Origin of the sequence: Gracilibacillus timonensis (assembly GCF_900086715.1) — a bacterium.
GTDB classification, from domain to species: domain Bacteria; phylum Bacillota; class Bacilli; order Bacillales; family Amphibacillaceae; genus Gracilibacillus; species Gracilibacillus timonensis.
Map to the genome: position 1 here is coordinate 2,152,296 of NZ_FLKH01000012.1, position 15,530 is coordinate 2,167,825.

Sequence of the window (15,530 nt, forward strand, 5' to 3'; positions counted from 1 at the left end):
CGCCGAATCACGAAATACTGTCCGTAAGAATGAATCTAACAGACAAAAAAACACCAAATCACGAAATACAGTCCGTAAGAATGAATCTAACAGACAAAAAAATCACTAAATCACGAAATACTGTCCGTAAGAATGAATCGATCAAACAGATAAAACCGCCCCGCTTTGTCCATAAGACTCGATCTAACCAAGAGTTAAAGGATGATGATCTGTTCATAACTCCAAAAAGTCATAAAATGTCCATTTGAATTTCTTATCCCAGTGATTTACGATTAAACTATATATAGTGATATTTTAATAAAAAACACTACATATAGTTACGTGAACGCGAAAATCGAGGAGGAAGAATGATGGAATCACAAGTAGCACCTACCCATGACAGTGAAAAGTTAATGCAGACGTTTCAAGAGATTGTAGCAAGTGCCAATCAGGATTTGCTGCAGGAAAATGCTAATGTAGACGGGCGATCTCCATGTGGGCAGATGAATAAATTCGCCAACGAAAGTGCCAAGTATTATGCCAAACAACACTTGCTGAGCGACGAAGCTCATCAAGCGATGGCAGACAACTATATTCATATTCACGATTTGGATTACATGCCGACGGGAACAGTCACCTGCTGCCAGATACCACTAGGTCAATTATTATCTCAAGGATTTAATACAGGGCACGGCTATATGCGCTCACCGCAAACCATTATGAGTGCGATGGCGCTAGCAGCGATCGTCTTTCAAAGCAATCAGAACCAGCAGCATGGCGGGCAGAGTTTTCAAGCCTTTGATTATGATTTGGCCCCATTTGTCCAAAAATCGTATCAAAAGCGATTAACTCGATTACAGCACTATCAGCTCCCGCTAACCGAATCGGCCTTGGAAGAGCTGGCTTGGCAGGAGACGGATACGGAATGCTATCAAGCTTGTGAAGCGTTTATTCATAATTTGAACAGTCTCCATTCTCGTAGCGGTGGTCAAGTACCTTTTACCTCGATCAATTATGGGACAGATACAAGCAAAGAAGGACGCATGATTATTAAGAACCTATTATTGGCTACCCAAGCGGGGCTGGGCAAAGGGGAAACACCGATTTTTCCAATTCAGATTTTTAAAATGAAAAAAGGGATTAACTTTTACTCGAATGATCCGAACTATGACTTGTATCAGCTAGGATTGGAAACGACGGCCAAGCGACTTTTTCCTAATTTTAGTTTTATGGATGCCCCTTTTAACTTACCATACTACGAAGCAGGGAATCCGGCTACAGAGGTAGCATATATGGGCTGCCGGACTCGAATTATGGGCAATCGTCATGGTGAAGAAAATAGCGTTGGCCGCGGGAATTTATCGTTTACGAGCATCAATCTGGTAAAAATAGCCCTCACTACGCAAACCTATGCCGATTTTATCGATAGTTTAGATCACTATACGGATCTGGTGATTCGTCAGTTATATGATCGTTATCGATTCCAAGCAGCTAAATATGTGAATAATTTCACTTTTTTACATGGTCAAGGGGTTTGGACAGGGAGTGCCAAGCTAAAGCCAGAGGATAATTTAGCTGAAGTGCTGAAGCAGGGCAGTCTCAGTGTTGGATTTATTGGTTTGGCCGAATGTCTCGTAGCTCTTATCGGTAAGCATCACGGTGAATCGAATCAGGCACAGGCATTGGGTGAAAAAATTGTCGCCTTTTTACGCCAAAAATGTGATCAAGCGGCGGAAGCGTATGATTTAAATTATTCGTTGATTGCAACTCCTGCTGAAGGACTAAGCGGACGTTTTACCAGACAGGATCGCGAGACATTTGGCAATATTTCAGGGGTGACGGATAGAGATTATTATACCAATTCATTCCATATTCCGGTCTATTATCCGATCCGAGCTATCGAAAAAATCCGGCGTGAAGCCGTTTATCATGCGTATACCAATGCCGGTCATATCACGTATATTGAAGCGGATGGCGATATGAGCAAAAATCTGCAAGCGATGGATACCTTGGTCAAAACAATGGCTGAAAGCGGGATTGGCTATGGCAGTATTAATCACCCAGTTGATCGTTGCAAGGATTGCGGCTATACTGGGATGATTGATAATGAATGCCCAAGCTGCCACACTACCGATGAAAGGCAATTTGATCGGATTCGTCGAATTACTGGCTATCTAGTTGGAACCATGGACAAATGGAATACGGCCAAGGCGTCTGAGGAGCAGGATCGGGTGAAACATCGCTAATGGATACTGCTCGGATTTTATCTATTTATCATGATTCTGTAGTCGATGGCAAGGGAATGCGCACGGTCATTTTTTTCGCAGGGTGTCCCCATTTTTGCCCGGGCTGTCATAATCCGAGGTCATGGAATATTCGAAATGGGAAAGAGATGTCGGTGGAGCAGGTGGTTGGCGAGGCGCTTAATCCTTTAACCGACATTACTCTGAGCGGCGGTGATCCTTTTTTTCAAGCAAAGGTAGCCGCCAGGATCGCCAAACAGCTAAAGGCACACGGCAAACATATTTGGGCATATACCGGCTGGACGATCGAACAATTATTGGAAAATAAAAATCCAGATCAATTAGCATTACTGCAATATGTGGACGTGTTGGTGGATGGTCCTTTTCGTATGGAGGAACGGGATCTAACCTTGGCCTTTCGCGGCAGTCGCAATCAGCGGATTATTGATATGAACGCGTATAATGATACAGCCAGGCTATTACAGTAGTCTGGTTTTTCGTCGTTTAGCTTGTTAAAATAAAAGGAGGAGGCCTGATAGAAATGACGATACATATAAGGGAGTATACTAGACATGATTTATTGGAAATGAGCACGATATGGAATGATATTGTTGAAGAGGGAATTGCCTTTCCACAAGAGGATCTATTGACGATGGAGGCCGCTGCGTCTTTTTTTGCAGAACAATCCTATACAGGCGTTGCCGAAGAAAAAGGGGAGATATTGGGACTTTATATTCTACACCCCAATAATGTCGGACGCTGCGACCATATTGCCAATGCCTCGTATGGTGTCAAATTCGGACAGAGAGGGAAGCATATCGGTGAAAAGCTAGTCGTTGATTCGCTACAGGTTGCTGGCGCGTTTGGTTTCCGGATTTTGCAATTCAATGCCGTGGTCGCTTCGAATCAGGGGGCCATTCATTTATACCAGAAATTAGGGTTTGCCGAGTTAGGTGTCATCCCTGGTGGATTTCGACAAAAAGATGAGCAGTATGTTGATATCCTATCCTTTTATAAAGAGATACAAACAGAAACAAATCCCTGATGCAACCAATAGTTGCGGATTAGTTGGTGGTCTGCAACCGGCGAAATGATTATGATAAGAGTGACAAAAGGGAAAGGGGAATAAAGAATGTCACTTGGATCCAATATAAGAAAGAAAAGAAAATCCTTAAAGCTGTCCCAAGAATATGTAGCCGAACAGCTAGAGGTTAGTCGGCAGGCAGTATCCAAATGGGAAATGGGGCAGTCAGAACCATCCACCAATAACCTGCTCAAATTGGCAGACATGTTTTCCTGTGATGTGCAAGAAATCATTACTCTAGAAAAATCGGTAGAGGAAAGCATAAGTATAAATCGTCAAACGGAGCAAAGGCCTATTACATTTAAGGATTACCGTTTTTCTTACACACACCTTATCCTAACCATGATGCTTTTTTCGACCAGTTTTTTATCTGCTGAAAACCCGGTATTGGTAACGTTGCTTTTTCTATTTATCGTTAATATGTCTTGTTTTTCCAGCGAGTACTTAGTGCTGAAATATTACCGTATGAATCCAGATAAAAAGTTTAATCAAGGATATGCTGTATTTATTATGATTCATGTATTTGTTACCGTTTTCATTTTCCTTGTAGTGAAATGGTTGTTTTAGAGGGGTCTTCCTTCGTTTAATGTTGCTCGGCTAAGGGTATACGAAAGAATAATCAGACAAGGCGAAAGGGATGTGTCAGCATGGTGCAATTACTACATAAAGATCGTTTCCCTATTGGTATGGGAACGTGGCATATGGGGGACTATCCTGCCCATCGGAAGCAGGAAATAGAAGCCATTCGTTATGGTTTGGCAAATGGCATGGAAGTCATCGATACTGCAGAAATGTACGGAGATGGGAATGCTGAGCGCTTAGTTGGTGAGGCGATTCAAGATTTGGACCGGGAGCAGATTTTCTTAATCTCGAAGTTCTATCCTCACCACGCCAAGGATCCAAGTCTTGGACGCGCACTTGAGCATTCCTTGCAACGTCTGGGAACCGATCACCTAGATATGTATCTCTTGCATTGGAAGAGTAGTACGCCATTGGAACAAACGATTCAAGACTTGGAGAACTATGTGCAGCAAGGCAAGATTCGCTCCTGGGGCGTGTCTAATTTTGACGCAGAGGATATCGAGGACATGTGGCGTATAGAGGGAGGACGGAATTGTGCGGCCAATCAAGTCCTCTACCATGTAGGAAGCCGAGGAATGGAGTATGATTTGCTGCCGTTACAAGCCAAGCAATCGCTCCCAATGATTGCTTATTCGCCAATCGCACAAGGTGATAAACGCGGGGTGCCGGTTCATAAAAAAGAGGTACTGCAACAAATCGCGAAACAGCATGGCGTCACCGTGTTTCAAGTGATGCTGGCTTGGGTGATTCGGCATAATCAGGTATTAGCCATTCCCCAATCCAGTGATGTCAAACATATGCAAGCAAATATCGACGCAGCAGCGATTCAACTCAGTGATGAGGAATTAAAACTGCTGGATAAGGCTTTTCCAGAACCAACAAGTAAGCAGCCCTTGGATATTATCTAAGCAAAAAGGAGGTTTGTCATGACTCCCGTTCAAGCGATACGCAGTTTCAAAGGAATCGGTATGCTTTTACGCTTGGTAGCCGTCATCTTTTCCAGTGTAGCAGCACTGTTGTCTGCTACCTTGCCATTGATGATGCATTACTCCTTGTCATGGTTTTCTGTCGGGAGTACCTTTATGCTACTGCTTATCGGTGCCATTGTCATTCACGGTGGCTTAACCCATGCGCTTAATGATATTGCCGATCATCAATCGGGAACCGATCAGGTTAGTCCCGGTATATTATCGGGAGGAAGCCGTGTGATTCAAACCAATACGTTGCCGATCACTATGTTAAAGCAGTTAGGGCTTTGGTTGAGTCTGGTTTTGCTACTGGCATCCTTTCTTTTTGCTGTGTTCGATTATCGTGAATTTGCTATTTTAACATTGGTTGGAGTATGGGGAGCCGTCTCTTACTCGATGCGTCCATTGCAGCTTTCTTATCTCCCTTTTGCCGGTGAATGGCTCAGCTTATTCCCGGCGATGTTGCTGCTGGGTATCGCTATGTCGTGGGTGATTTTAGACCATCTTCCGGTATGGGCTTGGCAAAACGCGCTCGTCAATGCGGTTTGGTGTATGGCGTGGGTTATGTTTCATCATATCCCTGATCGAGAAGCAGATCGTCAGGCAAAACCGATGAAGCGAACATCTGTCGTCTGGGCGATCGATCGTTTTGGTTCCAAATGGGCGATCTTCCCTGCGATTCTTTATTTTCTGATAGTTGGATCGCTCTGTGTCTGGATTGCTTTTACGCGCCCTATTGCAGCAATCGGCGCGGTCCTGATCCTGTTGTATGCTATCCGAATCGTTCAACAAACGGATATAGACGATATCGAGGAGCTCACCAAAAATGAGAAACAATTGCTTGTACTTGCGATGGCTACGGCGTTATGGTTAGGTTTTTTTAGTGGGTAATGAGGTTAGGATGATGTCTACTCACCCGATCTCAAAAAAATTAAAAAAATTTTAGAAATAGGTTTAAAATCTGCTTGATCGATTCTCTTTTATTAGTATAGCCACAGATAAGTATCGATCCAACTTCTCTTACATCTTTTTTCTTTTTTTCAGAAATAGATTTAAAATCCGCTAGGTTGTATCTCTTTTATTAGAAACAACCTTTTATACCCGAATAAGTTGAGCTCCCATTATTTCAAAATGATGATCAAAAGCAAAAATATGTTGGATTTGCTGTTCTTGCATAATCGCAACACTTAACGCATCACAATAGGAAATTTTCTGGTCGCTATATTTTTCGAGAATTTGTAAGGTGGTCTTTCTGGTAGCCATGGTGATGTCCGCAAATACAAACGGAGATCCGGCTAACACTGTTTCAAGGAAGTAACGCGCCATGTGGAAGCCTGAACGATATCTTAAAAGGTTATAGGTCTCTGTCAAAACAGCATCCGAGATAACGAGCTCATGGTCTTGTAAGATTGCTGCCATTTTACGCGACGCTGCATGATATTGATCAGTGCTATCATTTAATGCAAGGAATGCACTGGTATCCATAAAGCATCTATTTTTTTTCATTTTCATCTATCTCCTGTAAATAGAAATCGTGATTCACTGACAAATCCCCTTTGGAGTTGACCGTATATCGCTCCGCTTCCTCTGCCATTTCCAATAACGGATTTTTTTTCTGCAGATTGTTTACAGCATACTCCCGAACAGATTCTCTCACAATTTCCGCTTCGGACAATCCTTTCGTTTGAGCCAATTCCTTTAAGAGCTTTTCATCTTCATTTGTCATATGAAATTGTTTTCTTTTCATGGAATCGCACCTCCTACACACTTATTATATATGAGGTGTGTAGGATAATCAAGAGAGTATATCGATTCTCAAAAAAATTAAAAAAATTTCAGAAAGAAGTTTAAAATCTGCTTGATCCATTCTCTTTTATGAGTATAACCACGCATATGCCTAACCTACGCCTTGCGAACAGTGGCCCGTTTTTCAACCGCTTCCAAAAGAACCTTAACTGAATGACGCCATATTCCTTACGCTATTTGCCACACAAAAACCTGTACCGCAATACATAAGATAATAAGAACGGATGAAAAAATAATCCTGTATTTTCGCTCTTTTTTCCGGCCTTGCTGCCCCTTTCGAAGGTAGACAATAAGATAAACTAAACTGAACACCATCACCAGGCTTGCTAATGTGCTAACCACGGTATAATCCATCGCAATCACCTCCATTCTTTATGATCGTTCTAGACAAGTTCTTTAAATATATATGAGATAAAAATGAGGATAAGCAGTGCTGAAAATAAATAACCATTTGTTTTGTTGTTCTTCTGGAATTGATCAAGTATACATCCAGTTAAAAGGAAAATGGCGGTAGTACCGATCACTAGGTTAAATAGCTTATCGTTAATTGGAAGGATCAAGGCAATCAGACTGAATAGCAGTATGAATGAGGCGAGCACTACAACATATATTTTCTTAAACACAGGATTTCTCCTTTCTCTTTAAGTTTTACGATAAACTGCACTATATTGAACTACCCGCCACTTATTCGACCTTACGGCCTAATGGAAGTGGGGGATTCCTAAGAACATCAGTGTAACCACCGATTATTGATTAGGCTAACCCCGTCGCACCGACGGTTAGAAGTCTTATCGCTTCATTTTTAAGATTTGTGCTTGCGTTAATATCTCTATCGTGATAAGTTCCACAAGAAGGGCAATCCCATTCACGCAGTGCGAGATTTTTAACGTCTTTGTTTTTATGACCACAACAAGAGCAAAGTTGACTGGAAGGGAAGTTTTTAGCAACGATTACAACCTGTTTTCCATACCATTTGGCTTTGTACTCCAACATGGTACGAAATTGTGACCAAGATATTTCACTGATTGCTTTTGCTAATTTGTCGTTCTTGAGCATAATTGACACTTGCAAATCCTCCATACCGATTACATCGTGGTTTTTGATGATTTTAGTAGAGATTTTGTGCAAGTAGTCCTTACGGGAATTTTGTATCCTTTCATGAATACGTGCAACCTTCATTCGTTGTTTATGCCAATTGGAAGAACCTTTAATGCGTCTTGAAAGTATACGCTGTGCGTTTGCTAATTTTTCTTCTAGTTTGCGTAACCATTTTGGATTGGGAAATACTTCACCAGTGGAAAGAATAGCGAAATCCTTTAGTCCTAAATCAACACCAACAGAAGCATCTGTCTTTTCTAATGGTTGTACTTCGGTTTCAACAAGAATAGATACAAAATGTTTTCCACTCGGGTTACGTCTAACAGTCGCATGGAGAATACGACCATTCGCTTCACGACTTTTAGCAAAACGAACAAATCCGAGTTTAGGTAGCTTGATTTTGTTGTCCACAATGGCAATATTACCGTTTGTATGCTTAGTTGTGTAAGATTGAACCTTATTCCTTTTAGACTTGAACCGTGGTGCTTTGTTTTGTTTTTTGAAGAAACGAGTGTATGAATCGGCAAGGTTTTTAAGGGAGGATTGAACAGCTATACTATCCACTTCTTTTAACCAGACTAACTCTTTCTTTAGTTGTGTTAATTGAGCAGAACAAGCGTTGTATGTTAAGCCTTTGCCAGTCTCTTTGTATGTGTCCTTCCACTTAGCTAAGAAATGATTAAAAACAAAACGTGAACATCCGATTGTTTTAGCAATTAGAACTTCTTGTTTTTTTTTGGATAGATACGAAATTGATATGCTTTGTTGACTATCATTGATTTTCATCTCCTTTTTATGTATTATTATGATATACAACCATTATATCGTGTATCATTTTAATCCACAAGGAGGATTCACAATGTCACAAGTATTAAATATGCGTTATCCAAAAGAATTGTTGAAGCGTATTGATGCGTTTAAAGAAAAGAAGGGTTTTACAACTCGTACCCAAGCTATTATATATCTCATTCAATATGCACTCGATAAGTCGGATAGTTAACGTGGCATAAGCCACACCCTATCCGAAGGCGATTCATCCCCCACTTACTCATTGAGCTAACGCCCTTCACATTCCTTGAAGATGGAGGTTTTCTTGCCTATTTTCGATAAAATAGAATAGTGTTAACTTTTGCGAAACGGAAATGTAACATAGCTAGCTTCATCATAACATAATTTGGAATAGTATGTTCCACAAAATGTTGGCGCTTTTTTTCGGAAAATCGACATGTATTCATGAGCAGCTTCTCATCCACCCTTTTAAAAAAATTCCATAAAATAAAATGAACCATTTCTTCTATCCAGCTGTATAAGTTAGTGAAAAGAAAAAAAGGAGATGGTGAGATATGGCTTTAGGCTGGCTAATCAGTACGATCGTAGCAGTTATTCTGGGAACGACATTTGCAACCTTGATCCTAACGATGAATAAGAAAGTGGTGCGGGATAAGAGGGGGGATATCGACTTTCACAAATCGGACATTTACTTTCAATGGACGAGATGGGATTATGTTATTGTCGCAGCAGCGGTGTATACCTTTTTATGCATATTAGGCCTTTTTATCTTTCTACTTCGTGGTGACAATATTGACAGTCCTTGGATACAATTCTTTATCCATCAAACGTTTGTGTTTTCCCTAATCACTTTTGTCTGGTTCACAACCCGGATTGCTTATGTATTTAAAGGCATCAAAGAGCGGTGGTCTGATGAATTCAACTAACGAGATGGACATGGAAAAATTGTTTATGACATACAAAACGCCTATTTATCACTTTGTTTACCGCTACTGTCAGGATGAACAGCTTTGCTTAGATCTGGTGCAGGATACCTTTATTCGGTTTGAAAAATATCAGAAACAATTTGACGAGGAGAAATCCAGTATCAAGACCTACTTATTTCGTATGGCTTATCAGCTTATGATCAATCGGCTCAAAAGGCGCCAGCGATTAGAAAAAATATTGCCTTTTCTATACGCAGAATCACAAAGACACACTTTCTCACATGAGGATAAGCTAACTGTCCAGGCAGCTATACGACAACTTCCCGACGAGCAAAGGGCTGTCATTATATTAACCTACTATCACGATATGACTCAAAAGGATATTTCAGAAATTCTTGCTATTCCAATAGGTACCGTGAAGTCCAGGCTGCATACGTCGCTAGGGAAATTAAAAATAGTATTGGAGGTAAGCGAATGAGTAAAAGAGAGATTCCTCATGAACTTCGAGACAAGTTAGATGAATTTCACGTAGAAGTACCAGACATTACACAAAAAGATAAGTGGGGACGACTAGCGAATTGGATTTATGCCCCGGCACAGAATCCCGTAGAACTATGTAGGATCAAGGGGGATTCCTTCACACGTCTTACCGTTATGCCATTAATCGTGGTACTTATTGTGTTTTTTACACCCATTTTTTTATTTTGAGCTGCTTAGGATAACCTCACAAATGCTCTCAGGTAAACCATAAAATCCGGCTAGGCATTTTTATAACCAAGCCGGATTTGTCTCACCATAGATTATAAGTAAGCCTCCACAAGACTGCCAATAAACATCACTAGAAAAAAGCTGACACTCATCACCGCATTTAAAACAATTAATAAGGCACTTTTATTGAGTATCCCAAAGGTAATACCAATAGGACCTATCACATACGTTAGCATCCAAAACCCTGCACCTATTTGAAAAACCAGATTGGGTACCCATAACAAAACACAAGCTAAGAAACAAGACCATGAGATGATTTTAAACTTCTTCTCCCGAGGCATGTATGCACCACCTTTAGTCATGATAGAAAGCAAATTCTCATCATATGGATCGCTTTTTATATAACAAAATCTTATGAAAAGTGTAACACAAAAATATACATTCGTGTCCCCTAAATAGTAGATTGTGGAAAACCGCAACAATGGCGGAAAATCCTCAGAAAACATTGGGTCTTTCCTAAGGGTGAAGATTAGGACCTGGATTCCCTTAACTGTTTGATTATTTTCAGCTTTTCGCCATCTTTTTTATTTCGATAATGTACTCGATAACCATCTTGCGCAGATCTTTGATAAACCCTGTCATATTGCTCGAGATTCAATACTTTATATGTTATGTTTTCCTGTCGTTTTTCTTCTATTTCATCTATATTGATTTGTGCAAATTCAGTTAAATCTTCTATATAGGAAAAACCAATTTTATGTTTCCCATTGCAGAATTCATGCTCGTTCACGTCTTCTAAGTAATATCCCAAATTTTCGATTGCTTGTTTTAGTTTATTCCAATCTTCATTTAAATAGTTATGAGGAATTAATATATCAATATCCTTTGACTTAAAATCGATATTAGTTATCATTCCTAAGCCGAGTGAACCGTATAATAGCGGACTTATTCCGAATTCATTATTTAAATGCTTGGCAATGGATAAAAATTCTTTAAATAAGGTGTTCATTTTCATCTTCTCCTGTTTTTGAGACCTTTAATGAGTAACAAGGGTAGTCACTCCCTTACATCACCGAATAGAGTTTCTGTCTGATCATCGTCATCGTTATTTAGGTTTTCCGCTGCCAGAACTGCTTCTTCCATTAATTGTTCTACTACTGGTCTGACCTTAGCTTTTGCCCTCCGAAATTCATCCATCAAATCTGGGCCTTCAAAGCCTTGGCTAATTCTGCAATTAAGTAGTTACCTGTAAATCAAAAGTAATTTCGTTCTAGGTCGATTTAACAGCTTAGAAAATGGTATAATCATAGGACAATAGCTTAAAAACCATAAAAAATAAAATCCACCCTTGAGTTCTCGGCTCATTAATAGGGTGGAAATACTCTGAAATTGTGCCAGCCCCCTTGTAGGGAACAAGGCTATTGTAGGACTTAAGGTGCGCAAACGCCTTTGCTCTTTTTTAATTTATTCAATTTCTAACATTAGTATACCCTTTTTTTGGCTCTGTTAAACTAAAATAGAAACGACAGGCTGCATGTTCAAATATCACTTGGTCAAAAAGCCTATACTTAGCAATATAATAGCAATAATAAGCCAAATAAGCGCTACCTTGTTTTTACCCATGTGTTAACCTCCTTCAGCGCTACAGTCAACCTCGTGCAATGCTCTTGCATTCTGATTCAAGGGTTTTGATTTTTCCTGCTGAATACCACCAAGCAAATCGCCAGCAGATTTAAAGCCAGCATAACGCCATAATACCAATTAGCTGTATCTGTGATGTATTCCTCTAAATAACGAAGCCCATTTAAAACCAAAATAATGACTAAAACAACATATACTTTCGTTTTCATGTAAGCAACTCCGTTTCTTTTGTCAGGAAAAAATAACGGCAAACTTCAAGCAGAAGAGGTCATGCGTAAATAGAATGTTCCGATCATGGATGAGCTATATATCATAAGCAGCAATAGCGCTAAGACAAACCCCGCTTCCAGTTGGATAAAGAAATAATGAATGACAATAAATATAATAAGCAGAGAATAGATCAATCGAAGGGTTAGATCATGGGCTTTTCGCTCCAACAGCGGGTGATTTTCATCAGCTTTTTGGTCCTTTGGTTTCCCAATCAGCGTGTTGTCGTCCATCGTAATACCGAGTAAGATCAATCCGAAAACAAATATGTACAGTTTTTGGGACAAAAAATAAATGGACGATACAGCAATGAGTATTGGAAACCATAAGCTCATCACGTTTGTTAAGAATTTATTAGACATGATAACATTACCTCATTTTCCTGTTTTTCGCTTGGCCAGGCTTCTTATAGAGAGCTTTTAGCATTAGCTAGTATCTTATCTTTCTTTTGGTTCTTCTTGGTCTTTTTTTGGATGGATATGCGTAGCTCTTGATTAATATGTAAACCACTGGGACGGTAATAAAAATGTTGAATAACCAATGATAATCGATATATCTTGATAGGAAGTGTTCTGCAAATAAAGCTATTTAGACTATTCGTAGTAACATGAATTCTCCTGTTCGGCTGTGGGTGCTCATGTCTTTCACCTCTATCATGAGTTTTGTTGAAGCTGACTCTAATGGACAAGCCGCAAAGAATGAATAAAATAAATATATACCCCGAACTCACATAAAAAAAGAATGGTAAAGCGACAATTACGATAAGTAGAATCAAACCAATGATAAAAAGGAGTCTATTTTGCATACGCAACATACTCACTCCTTTTGCCGAACTTTATGTACTAGATTGCTTTTTTGGAATAATCGTTTGGACACTACATGAGCCATCCAAGTTCCAAGGCAAAGAAAATGGATGTTTTTATGTTGCATAAATGTTTTTCTTTGTTTTGCAGTCCCCATTAAATCATATCACATCTTTGTAGGGTATTCTCCGCAAAATTTATGTGCTTTTTTCGGAAAACCGAAATACTTTATCTTCGGAAAAAAGAACGCCAGGATTCTCGTGGAATGTTACTGGCGTTTTATAAAGATAGTAAGTTGTCTTATGGAAAAGAATTCCGCTGATCAATAAGGTTCATTAATAGCTTCCCAGAAAAACGAGTGATGCAAGGTCATCAGTGTGCTGAGAGCTACCTTATGTCTTACTCTGATTTACTTAGGTACCCATATATAACAAACACTAATCCAATAACTCCAATAGTAAGTGATACGAAATCCATTCCATAGCTACATAACTGAAATAGGATTGAAAAAAGGAGTATGCCAGTACCAAACTGTAATTTTTTCATGTTCAATATCCTTTTCCCTCTATCATAAGGAATCTTTATAGATAACACTAAAATCATCGACAACACTGTGATGATTTTCTTCTGTCACAAGATCAAAGTAATAATCAGAATTTGGCACAGAGAAACTCCCCTTCTTTGTATCGGAAGTTATAATGAGTAGGTAGTCTTGTTCTTCTATAGGAATCTCGAATGTTGCACCAGTAGTGTTATTTAATGCGATATTAGCCGTTAGTTTGCGGGGAACAAATCCCTCTTCTTGCTCTTTTATGTCACCTGCAAAAAAGGTCTCATTATTTTCAGCGAAAAAGAGTTGCTGATCATCAGTTGTGTGGATCAGTACTATGAAACCACTAATTTGATATTGGTTAAAAATATTATGAATAGCGGCTTGTTGCGTCTGATAAGTTTTTTCGTTGTTTTCCTCTGTTGTACAACCATTTAGTAACAGAAATAAAATGAGCGAAAATAAAATAGTCTTTTTCATATCATCACCTATTTTTTGAATTTTCGGAATGCGATTATCAAGTATTATAAATATTAATATGATATTATGATCTATGTATTATAATTGTGAAATATTACTAATAATTGGTGATTCATTATGTAACCAGTTCTGAGAGTCTTTCATATTACAAACTAAAATAAACATCCTTAGGTAGAATATTACTAATAGAAATTGCTCAGGTCCACAACAAATTGAATTTCTTGTTTTTCATCAAACTTTTTAAGCATCCACTAAGAGTTAAGCTTCCTCGCTATTTAGTATCGGAGCGGAAGAGAGTTTGGGAGGTTTTATATGGAGATGCTCCATGTCAAACCGACTACAGTTCTATCTTTTGGTTATGTTTTCAACATCAAATAGCGAGGAACCATATATTGTAACGTATTAGATACAGTATTATTGAAATATTTGTCATTTGATGATAATGATATTTATTAACAATAGTACTTGCAGTCTGTAGTATGCTCAATAATAAAGGCAACAACTTGCCATTTTTAACCTAAAATTGTTAATGAAGCACTTTATTATAAGGGTTTGGCAAGTTGTTGTATATAAATATATCTTTTTTGAGATTATTAACCTAAATTTAAGAATTTTTTCTTTGATTAAAATTGTACAAAGAATGTACCATCCGGTTGTCCGTTAGCAGTTTTTTTCGGTGAATCTGCATAAACATACCTATTACTTATTACTGTGTTTCCATTATATGTTTTTACATAACCATAAGTTCTGTTGAGATATGGAAAGAATCTAACATGACCATTCTTTCCAGAAGGTATTGTCATATTGTAACTTGTACTTCTAGTAACTGATTTGTTCCAGGAAAAAGATGCTCCTGCTCTTATTACTGGATGCCCATAGTTTAAACTGAAAGATTCTGAAATACTCCACCCCTTACTAACTGATATGGAACAATCAGATCCACTGGAAGGACATGCTAAATCTGCGCTTACTTTTTTACTACTCCCGATTCTATTCAATGTTCCTGTTTGATTAAATACATAGACAAATGGGAGTGCATTAGGAGAAATCTCTTCATTTTTAACGATCTCTTTTCTATTTTCATCAATATTCTTTTCTTTTTCCTGTTCTTCAAATAATTGCTTAAGTTCTTCGAGAGATAAGTTGTTTGAATTACCATTAGTAACTTGTACTCCATCAATATACTTGTCTCCTGTTTCTGTATCTAACACATAATCATTTTCAATAACAAAACGGTCTGTTTCGGAACCAAATACTTGTTGCGAAAAAAGTACTGAGAAAGACAATAGTAATACAATAGTAAATAAAACTTTTTTCATTTTTAGGAACTCCTTTCAAAAATGATCTTTCAAACATAATCCATTAAAATTTTTCTACCACCATAAAACTTTTTAGACAAACAATTATACTTTAAGCATTTGTCTAATATTAAATCATAACCTGTGCAGATAATCCCAAAAAGTAATAACAAGATTGAGGGCCCATCAACCTTACTAAAAGCCTAACATAAATATATGCCTTTGTAACCACAACCCAACACCCATTTTTACTTGTCGGAAAACCGCAATCCTGACGTAAAAACCGCAAAAAAGCAAGAAATTGTCAT

Annotated in this window: 21 protein-coding genes and 1 pseudogene; 10 read left to right on the plus strand and 12 right to left on the minus strand. The window is 38.6% G+C overall.

Annotated features, from left to right (window positions below; all coding sequences use genetic code 11):
• Nucleotides 1-350: 350 nt before the first annotated feature.
• The 6 genes from BN6556_RS21095 to BN6556_RS21120 all read left to right on the plus strand — a co-directional run bounded on the left by BN6556_RS21095 (nucleotide 351) and on the right by BN6556_RS21120 (nucleotide 5,747).
• On the plus strand, nucleotides 351-2,225 hold the full coding sequence (locus BN6556_RS21095) for an anaerobic ribonucleoside triphosphate reductase (protein WP_066196092.1): 1,875 nt from the start codon (nucleotides 351-353) through the stop codon (nucleotides 2,223-2,225).
• On the plus strand, nucleotides 2,225-2,710 hold the full coding sequence (gene nrdG / locus BN6556_RS21100; protein WP_066196097.1) for an anaerobic ribonucleoside-triphosphate reductase activating protein: 486 nt from the start codon (nucleotides 2,225-2,227) through the stop codon (nucleotides 2,708-2,710). The genes BN6556_RS21095 and nrdG overlap by 1 nt, the downstream gene beginning before the upstream one ends.
• Before the next feature lie 53 nt (nucleotides 2,711-2,763).
• The gene (locus BN6556_RS21105) at nucleotides 2,764-3,267 is read left to right on the plus strand and encodes a GNAT family N-acetyltransferase (RefSeq protein ID WP_066196099.1); all 504 of its coding nucleotides are present in this window, start codon (nucleotides 2,764-2,766) and stop codon (nucleotides 3,265-3,267) included.
• Between the two features lie 87 nt (nucleotides 3,268-3,354).
• Nucleotides 3,355-3,873, plus strand: a complete 519-nt coding sequence (locus BN6556_RS21800; protein ID WP_078060212.1) for a helix-turn-helix domain-containing protein — start codon at nucleotides 3,355-3,357, stop codon at nucleotides 3,871-3,873.
• Nucleotides 3,874-3,953: 80 nt separating this feature from the next.
• Entirely contained in the window at nucleotides 3,954-4,796 is an 843-nt protein-coding gene (locus tag BN6556_RS21115) for an aldo/keto reductase (protein ID WP_066196100.1), read from the plus strand.
• Nucleotides 4,797-4,814: 18 nt separating this feature from the next.
• Nucleotides 4,815-5,747: a prenyltransferase gene (locus BN6556_RS21120; protein ID WP_066196103.1), complete on the plus strand. Its 933-nt coding sequence runs from the start codon at nucleotides 4,815-4,817 to the stop codon at nucleotides 5,745-5,747.
• A 204-nt stretch (nucleotides 5,748-5,951) separates the two neighbouring features.
• On the opposite strand, the gene BN6556_RS21125 is transcribed toward BN6556_RS21120, so the two are convergent.
• The 5 genes and pseudogenes from BN6556_RS21125 to tnpB form a co-directional block, all read right to left on the minus strand.
• Nucleotides 5,952-6,362, minus strand: coding sequence for a type II toxin-antitoxin system VapC family toxin (locus BN6556_RS21125; RefSeq protein WP_066196105.1), 411 nt, complete (start codon nucleotides 6,360-6,362; stop codon nucleotides 5,952-5,954).
• Entirely contained in the window at nucleotides 6,349-6,603 is a 255-nt protein-coding gene (locus BN6556_RS22410) for a ribbon-helix-helix domain-containing protein (RefSeq protein WP_066196107.1), read from the minus strand. Before BN6556_RS22410 ends, BN6556_RS21125 begins: the two co-directional genes overlap by 14 nt.
• 227 nt (nucleotides 6,604-6,830) lie before the next feature.
• Nucleotides 6,831-7,016: a hypothetical protein gene (locus tag BN6556_RS21135; RefSeq protein WP_066196110.1), complete on the minus strand. Its 186-nt coding sequence runs from the start codon at nucleotides 7,014-7,016 to the stop codon at nucleotides 6,831-6,833.
• Between the two features lie 29 nt (nucleotides 7,017-7,045).
• Nucleotides 7,046-7,285 (minus strand): hypothetical protein, encoded by a 240-nt coding sequence (locus BN6556_RS21140; protein ID WP_066196113.1) that lies wholly within the window; start codon nucleotides 7,283-7,285, stop codon nucleotides 7,046-7,048.
• Between the two features lie 130 nt (nucleotides 7,286-7,415).
• Nucleotides 7,416-8,536, minus strand: a pseudogene (gene tnpB, locus BN6556_RS21145) (IS200/IS605 family element RNA-guided endonuclease TnpB).
• Between the two features lie 83 nt (nucleotides 8,537-8,619).
• On the opposite strand from tnpB, the gene BN6556_RS22340 reads away from it, so the two are divergent.
• From BN6556_RS22340 to BN6556_RS21165, 4 genes are all read left to right on the plus strand, one after another.
• Complete coding sequence (locus tag BN6556_RS22340) at nucleotides 8,620-8,760, plus strand: ribbon-helix-helix domain-containing protein (RefSeq protein ID WP_162840592.1); 141 nt, start codon at nucleotides 8,620-8,622, stop codon at nucleotides 8,758-8,760.
• A gap of 343 nt (nucleotides 8,761-9,103) precedes the next feature.
• Nucleotides 9,104-9,475, plus strand: coding sequence for a hypothetical protein (locus BN6556_RS21155; RefSeq protein WP_066196119.1), 372 nt, complete (start codon nucleotides 9,104-9,106; stop codon nucleotides 9,473-9,475).
• Nucleotides 9,423-9,953: an RNA polymerase sigma factor gene (locus tag BN6556_RS21160; protein ID WP_392388606.1), complete on the plus strand. Its 531-nt coding sequence runs from the start codon at nucleotides 9,423-9,425 to the stop codon at nucleotides 9,951-9,953. Before BN6556_RS21155 ends, BN6556_RS21160 begins: the two co-directional genes overlap by 53 nt.
• Entirely contained in the window at nucleotides 9,950-10,183 is a 234-nt protein-coding gene (locus BN6556_RS21165; RefSeq protein WP_066196123.1) for a hypothetical protein, read from the plus strand. The genes BN6556_RS21160 and BN6556_RS21165 overlap by 4 nt, the downstream gene beginning before the upstream one ends.
• A 92-nt stretch (nucleotides 10,184-10,275) precedes the next feature.
• On the opposite strand, the gene BN6556_RS21170 is transcribed toward BN6556_RS21165, so the two are convergent.
• The 7 genes from BN6556_RS21170 to BN6556_RS21195 form a co-directional block, all read right to left on the minus strand.
• On the minus strand, nucleotides 10,276-10,524 hold the full coding sequence (locus tag BN6556_RS21170; protein WP_066196126.1) for a hypothetical protein: 249 nt from the start codon (nucleotides 10,522-10,524) through the stop codon (nucleotides 10,276-10,278).
• A gap of 188 nt (nucleotides 10,525-10,712) precedes the next feature.
• Nucleotides 10,713-11,192: a nucleotidyltransferase family protein gene (locus BN6556_RS21175; protein ID WP_066196131.1), complete on the minus strand. Its 480-nt coding sequence runs from the start codon at nucleotides 11,190-11,192 to the stop codon at nucleotides 10,713-10,715.
• A 47-nt stretch (nucleotides 11,193-11,239) separates the two neighbouring features.
• Nucleotides 11,240-11,380: a hypothetical protein gene (locus BN6556_RS22230; RefSeq protein ID WP_161485737.1), complete on the minus strand. Its 141-nt coding sequence runs from the start codon at nucleotides 11,378-11,380 to the stop codon at nucleotides 11,240-11,242.
• A 482-nt stretch (nucleotides 11,381-11,862) separates the two neighbouring features.
• Nucleotides 11,863-12,033, minus strand: a complete 171-nt coding sequence (locus tag BN6556_RS22235; RefSeq protein WP_161485738.1) for a hypothetical protein — start codon at nucleotides 12,031-12,033, stop codon at nucleotides 11,863-11,865.
• A gap of 45 nt (nucleotides 12,034-12,078) precedes the next feature.
• Nucleotides 12,079-12,453 carry a hypothetical protein gene (locus BN6556_RS21180; RefSeq protein ID WP_066196134.1) on the minus strand — a complete coding sequence of 125 codons (375 nt, stop codon included), beginning with the start codon at nucleotides 12,451-12,453 and terminating at the stop codon, nucleotides 12,079-12,081.
• 1,009 nt (nucleotides 12,454-13,462) lie between these two features.
• Nucleotides 13,463-13,924 carry a hypothetical protein gene (locus tag BN6556_RS21190; protein WP_066196140.1) on the minus strand — a complete coding sequence of 154 codons (462 nt, stop codon included), beginning with the start codon at nucleotides 13,922-13,924 and terminating at the stop codon, nucleotides 13,463-13,465.
• 623 nt (nucleotides 13,925-14,547) lie between these two features.
• The gene (locus BN6556_RS21195; protein ID WP_066196143.1) at nucleotides 14,548-15,243 is read right to left on the minus strand and encodes a DUF6060 domain-containing protein; all 696 of its coding nucleotides are present in this window, start codon (nucleotides 15,241-15,243) and stop codon (nucleotides 14,548-14,550) included.
• Nucleotides 15,244-15,530 lie beyond the last annotated feature (287 nt).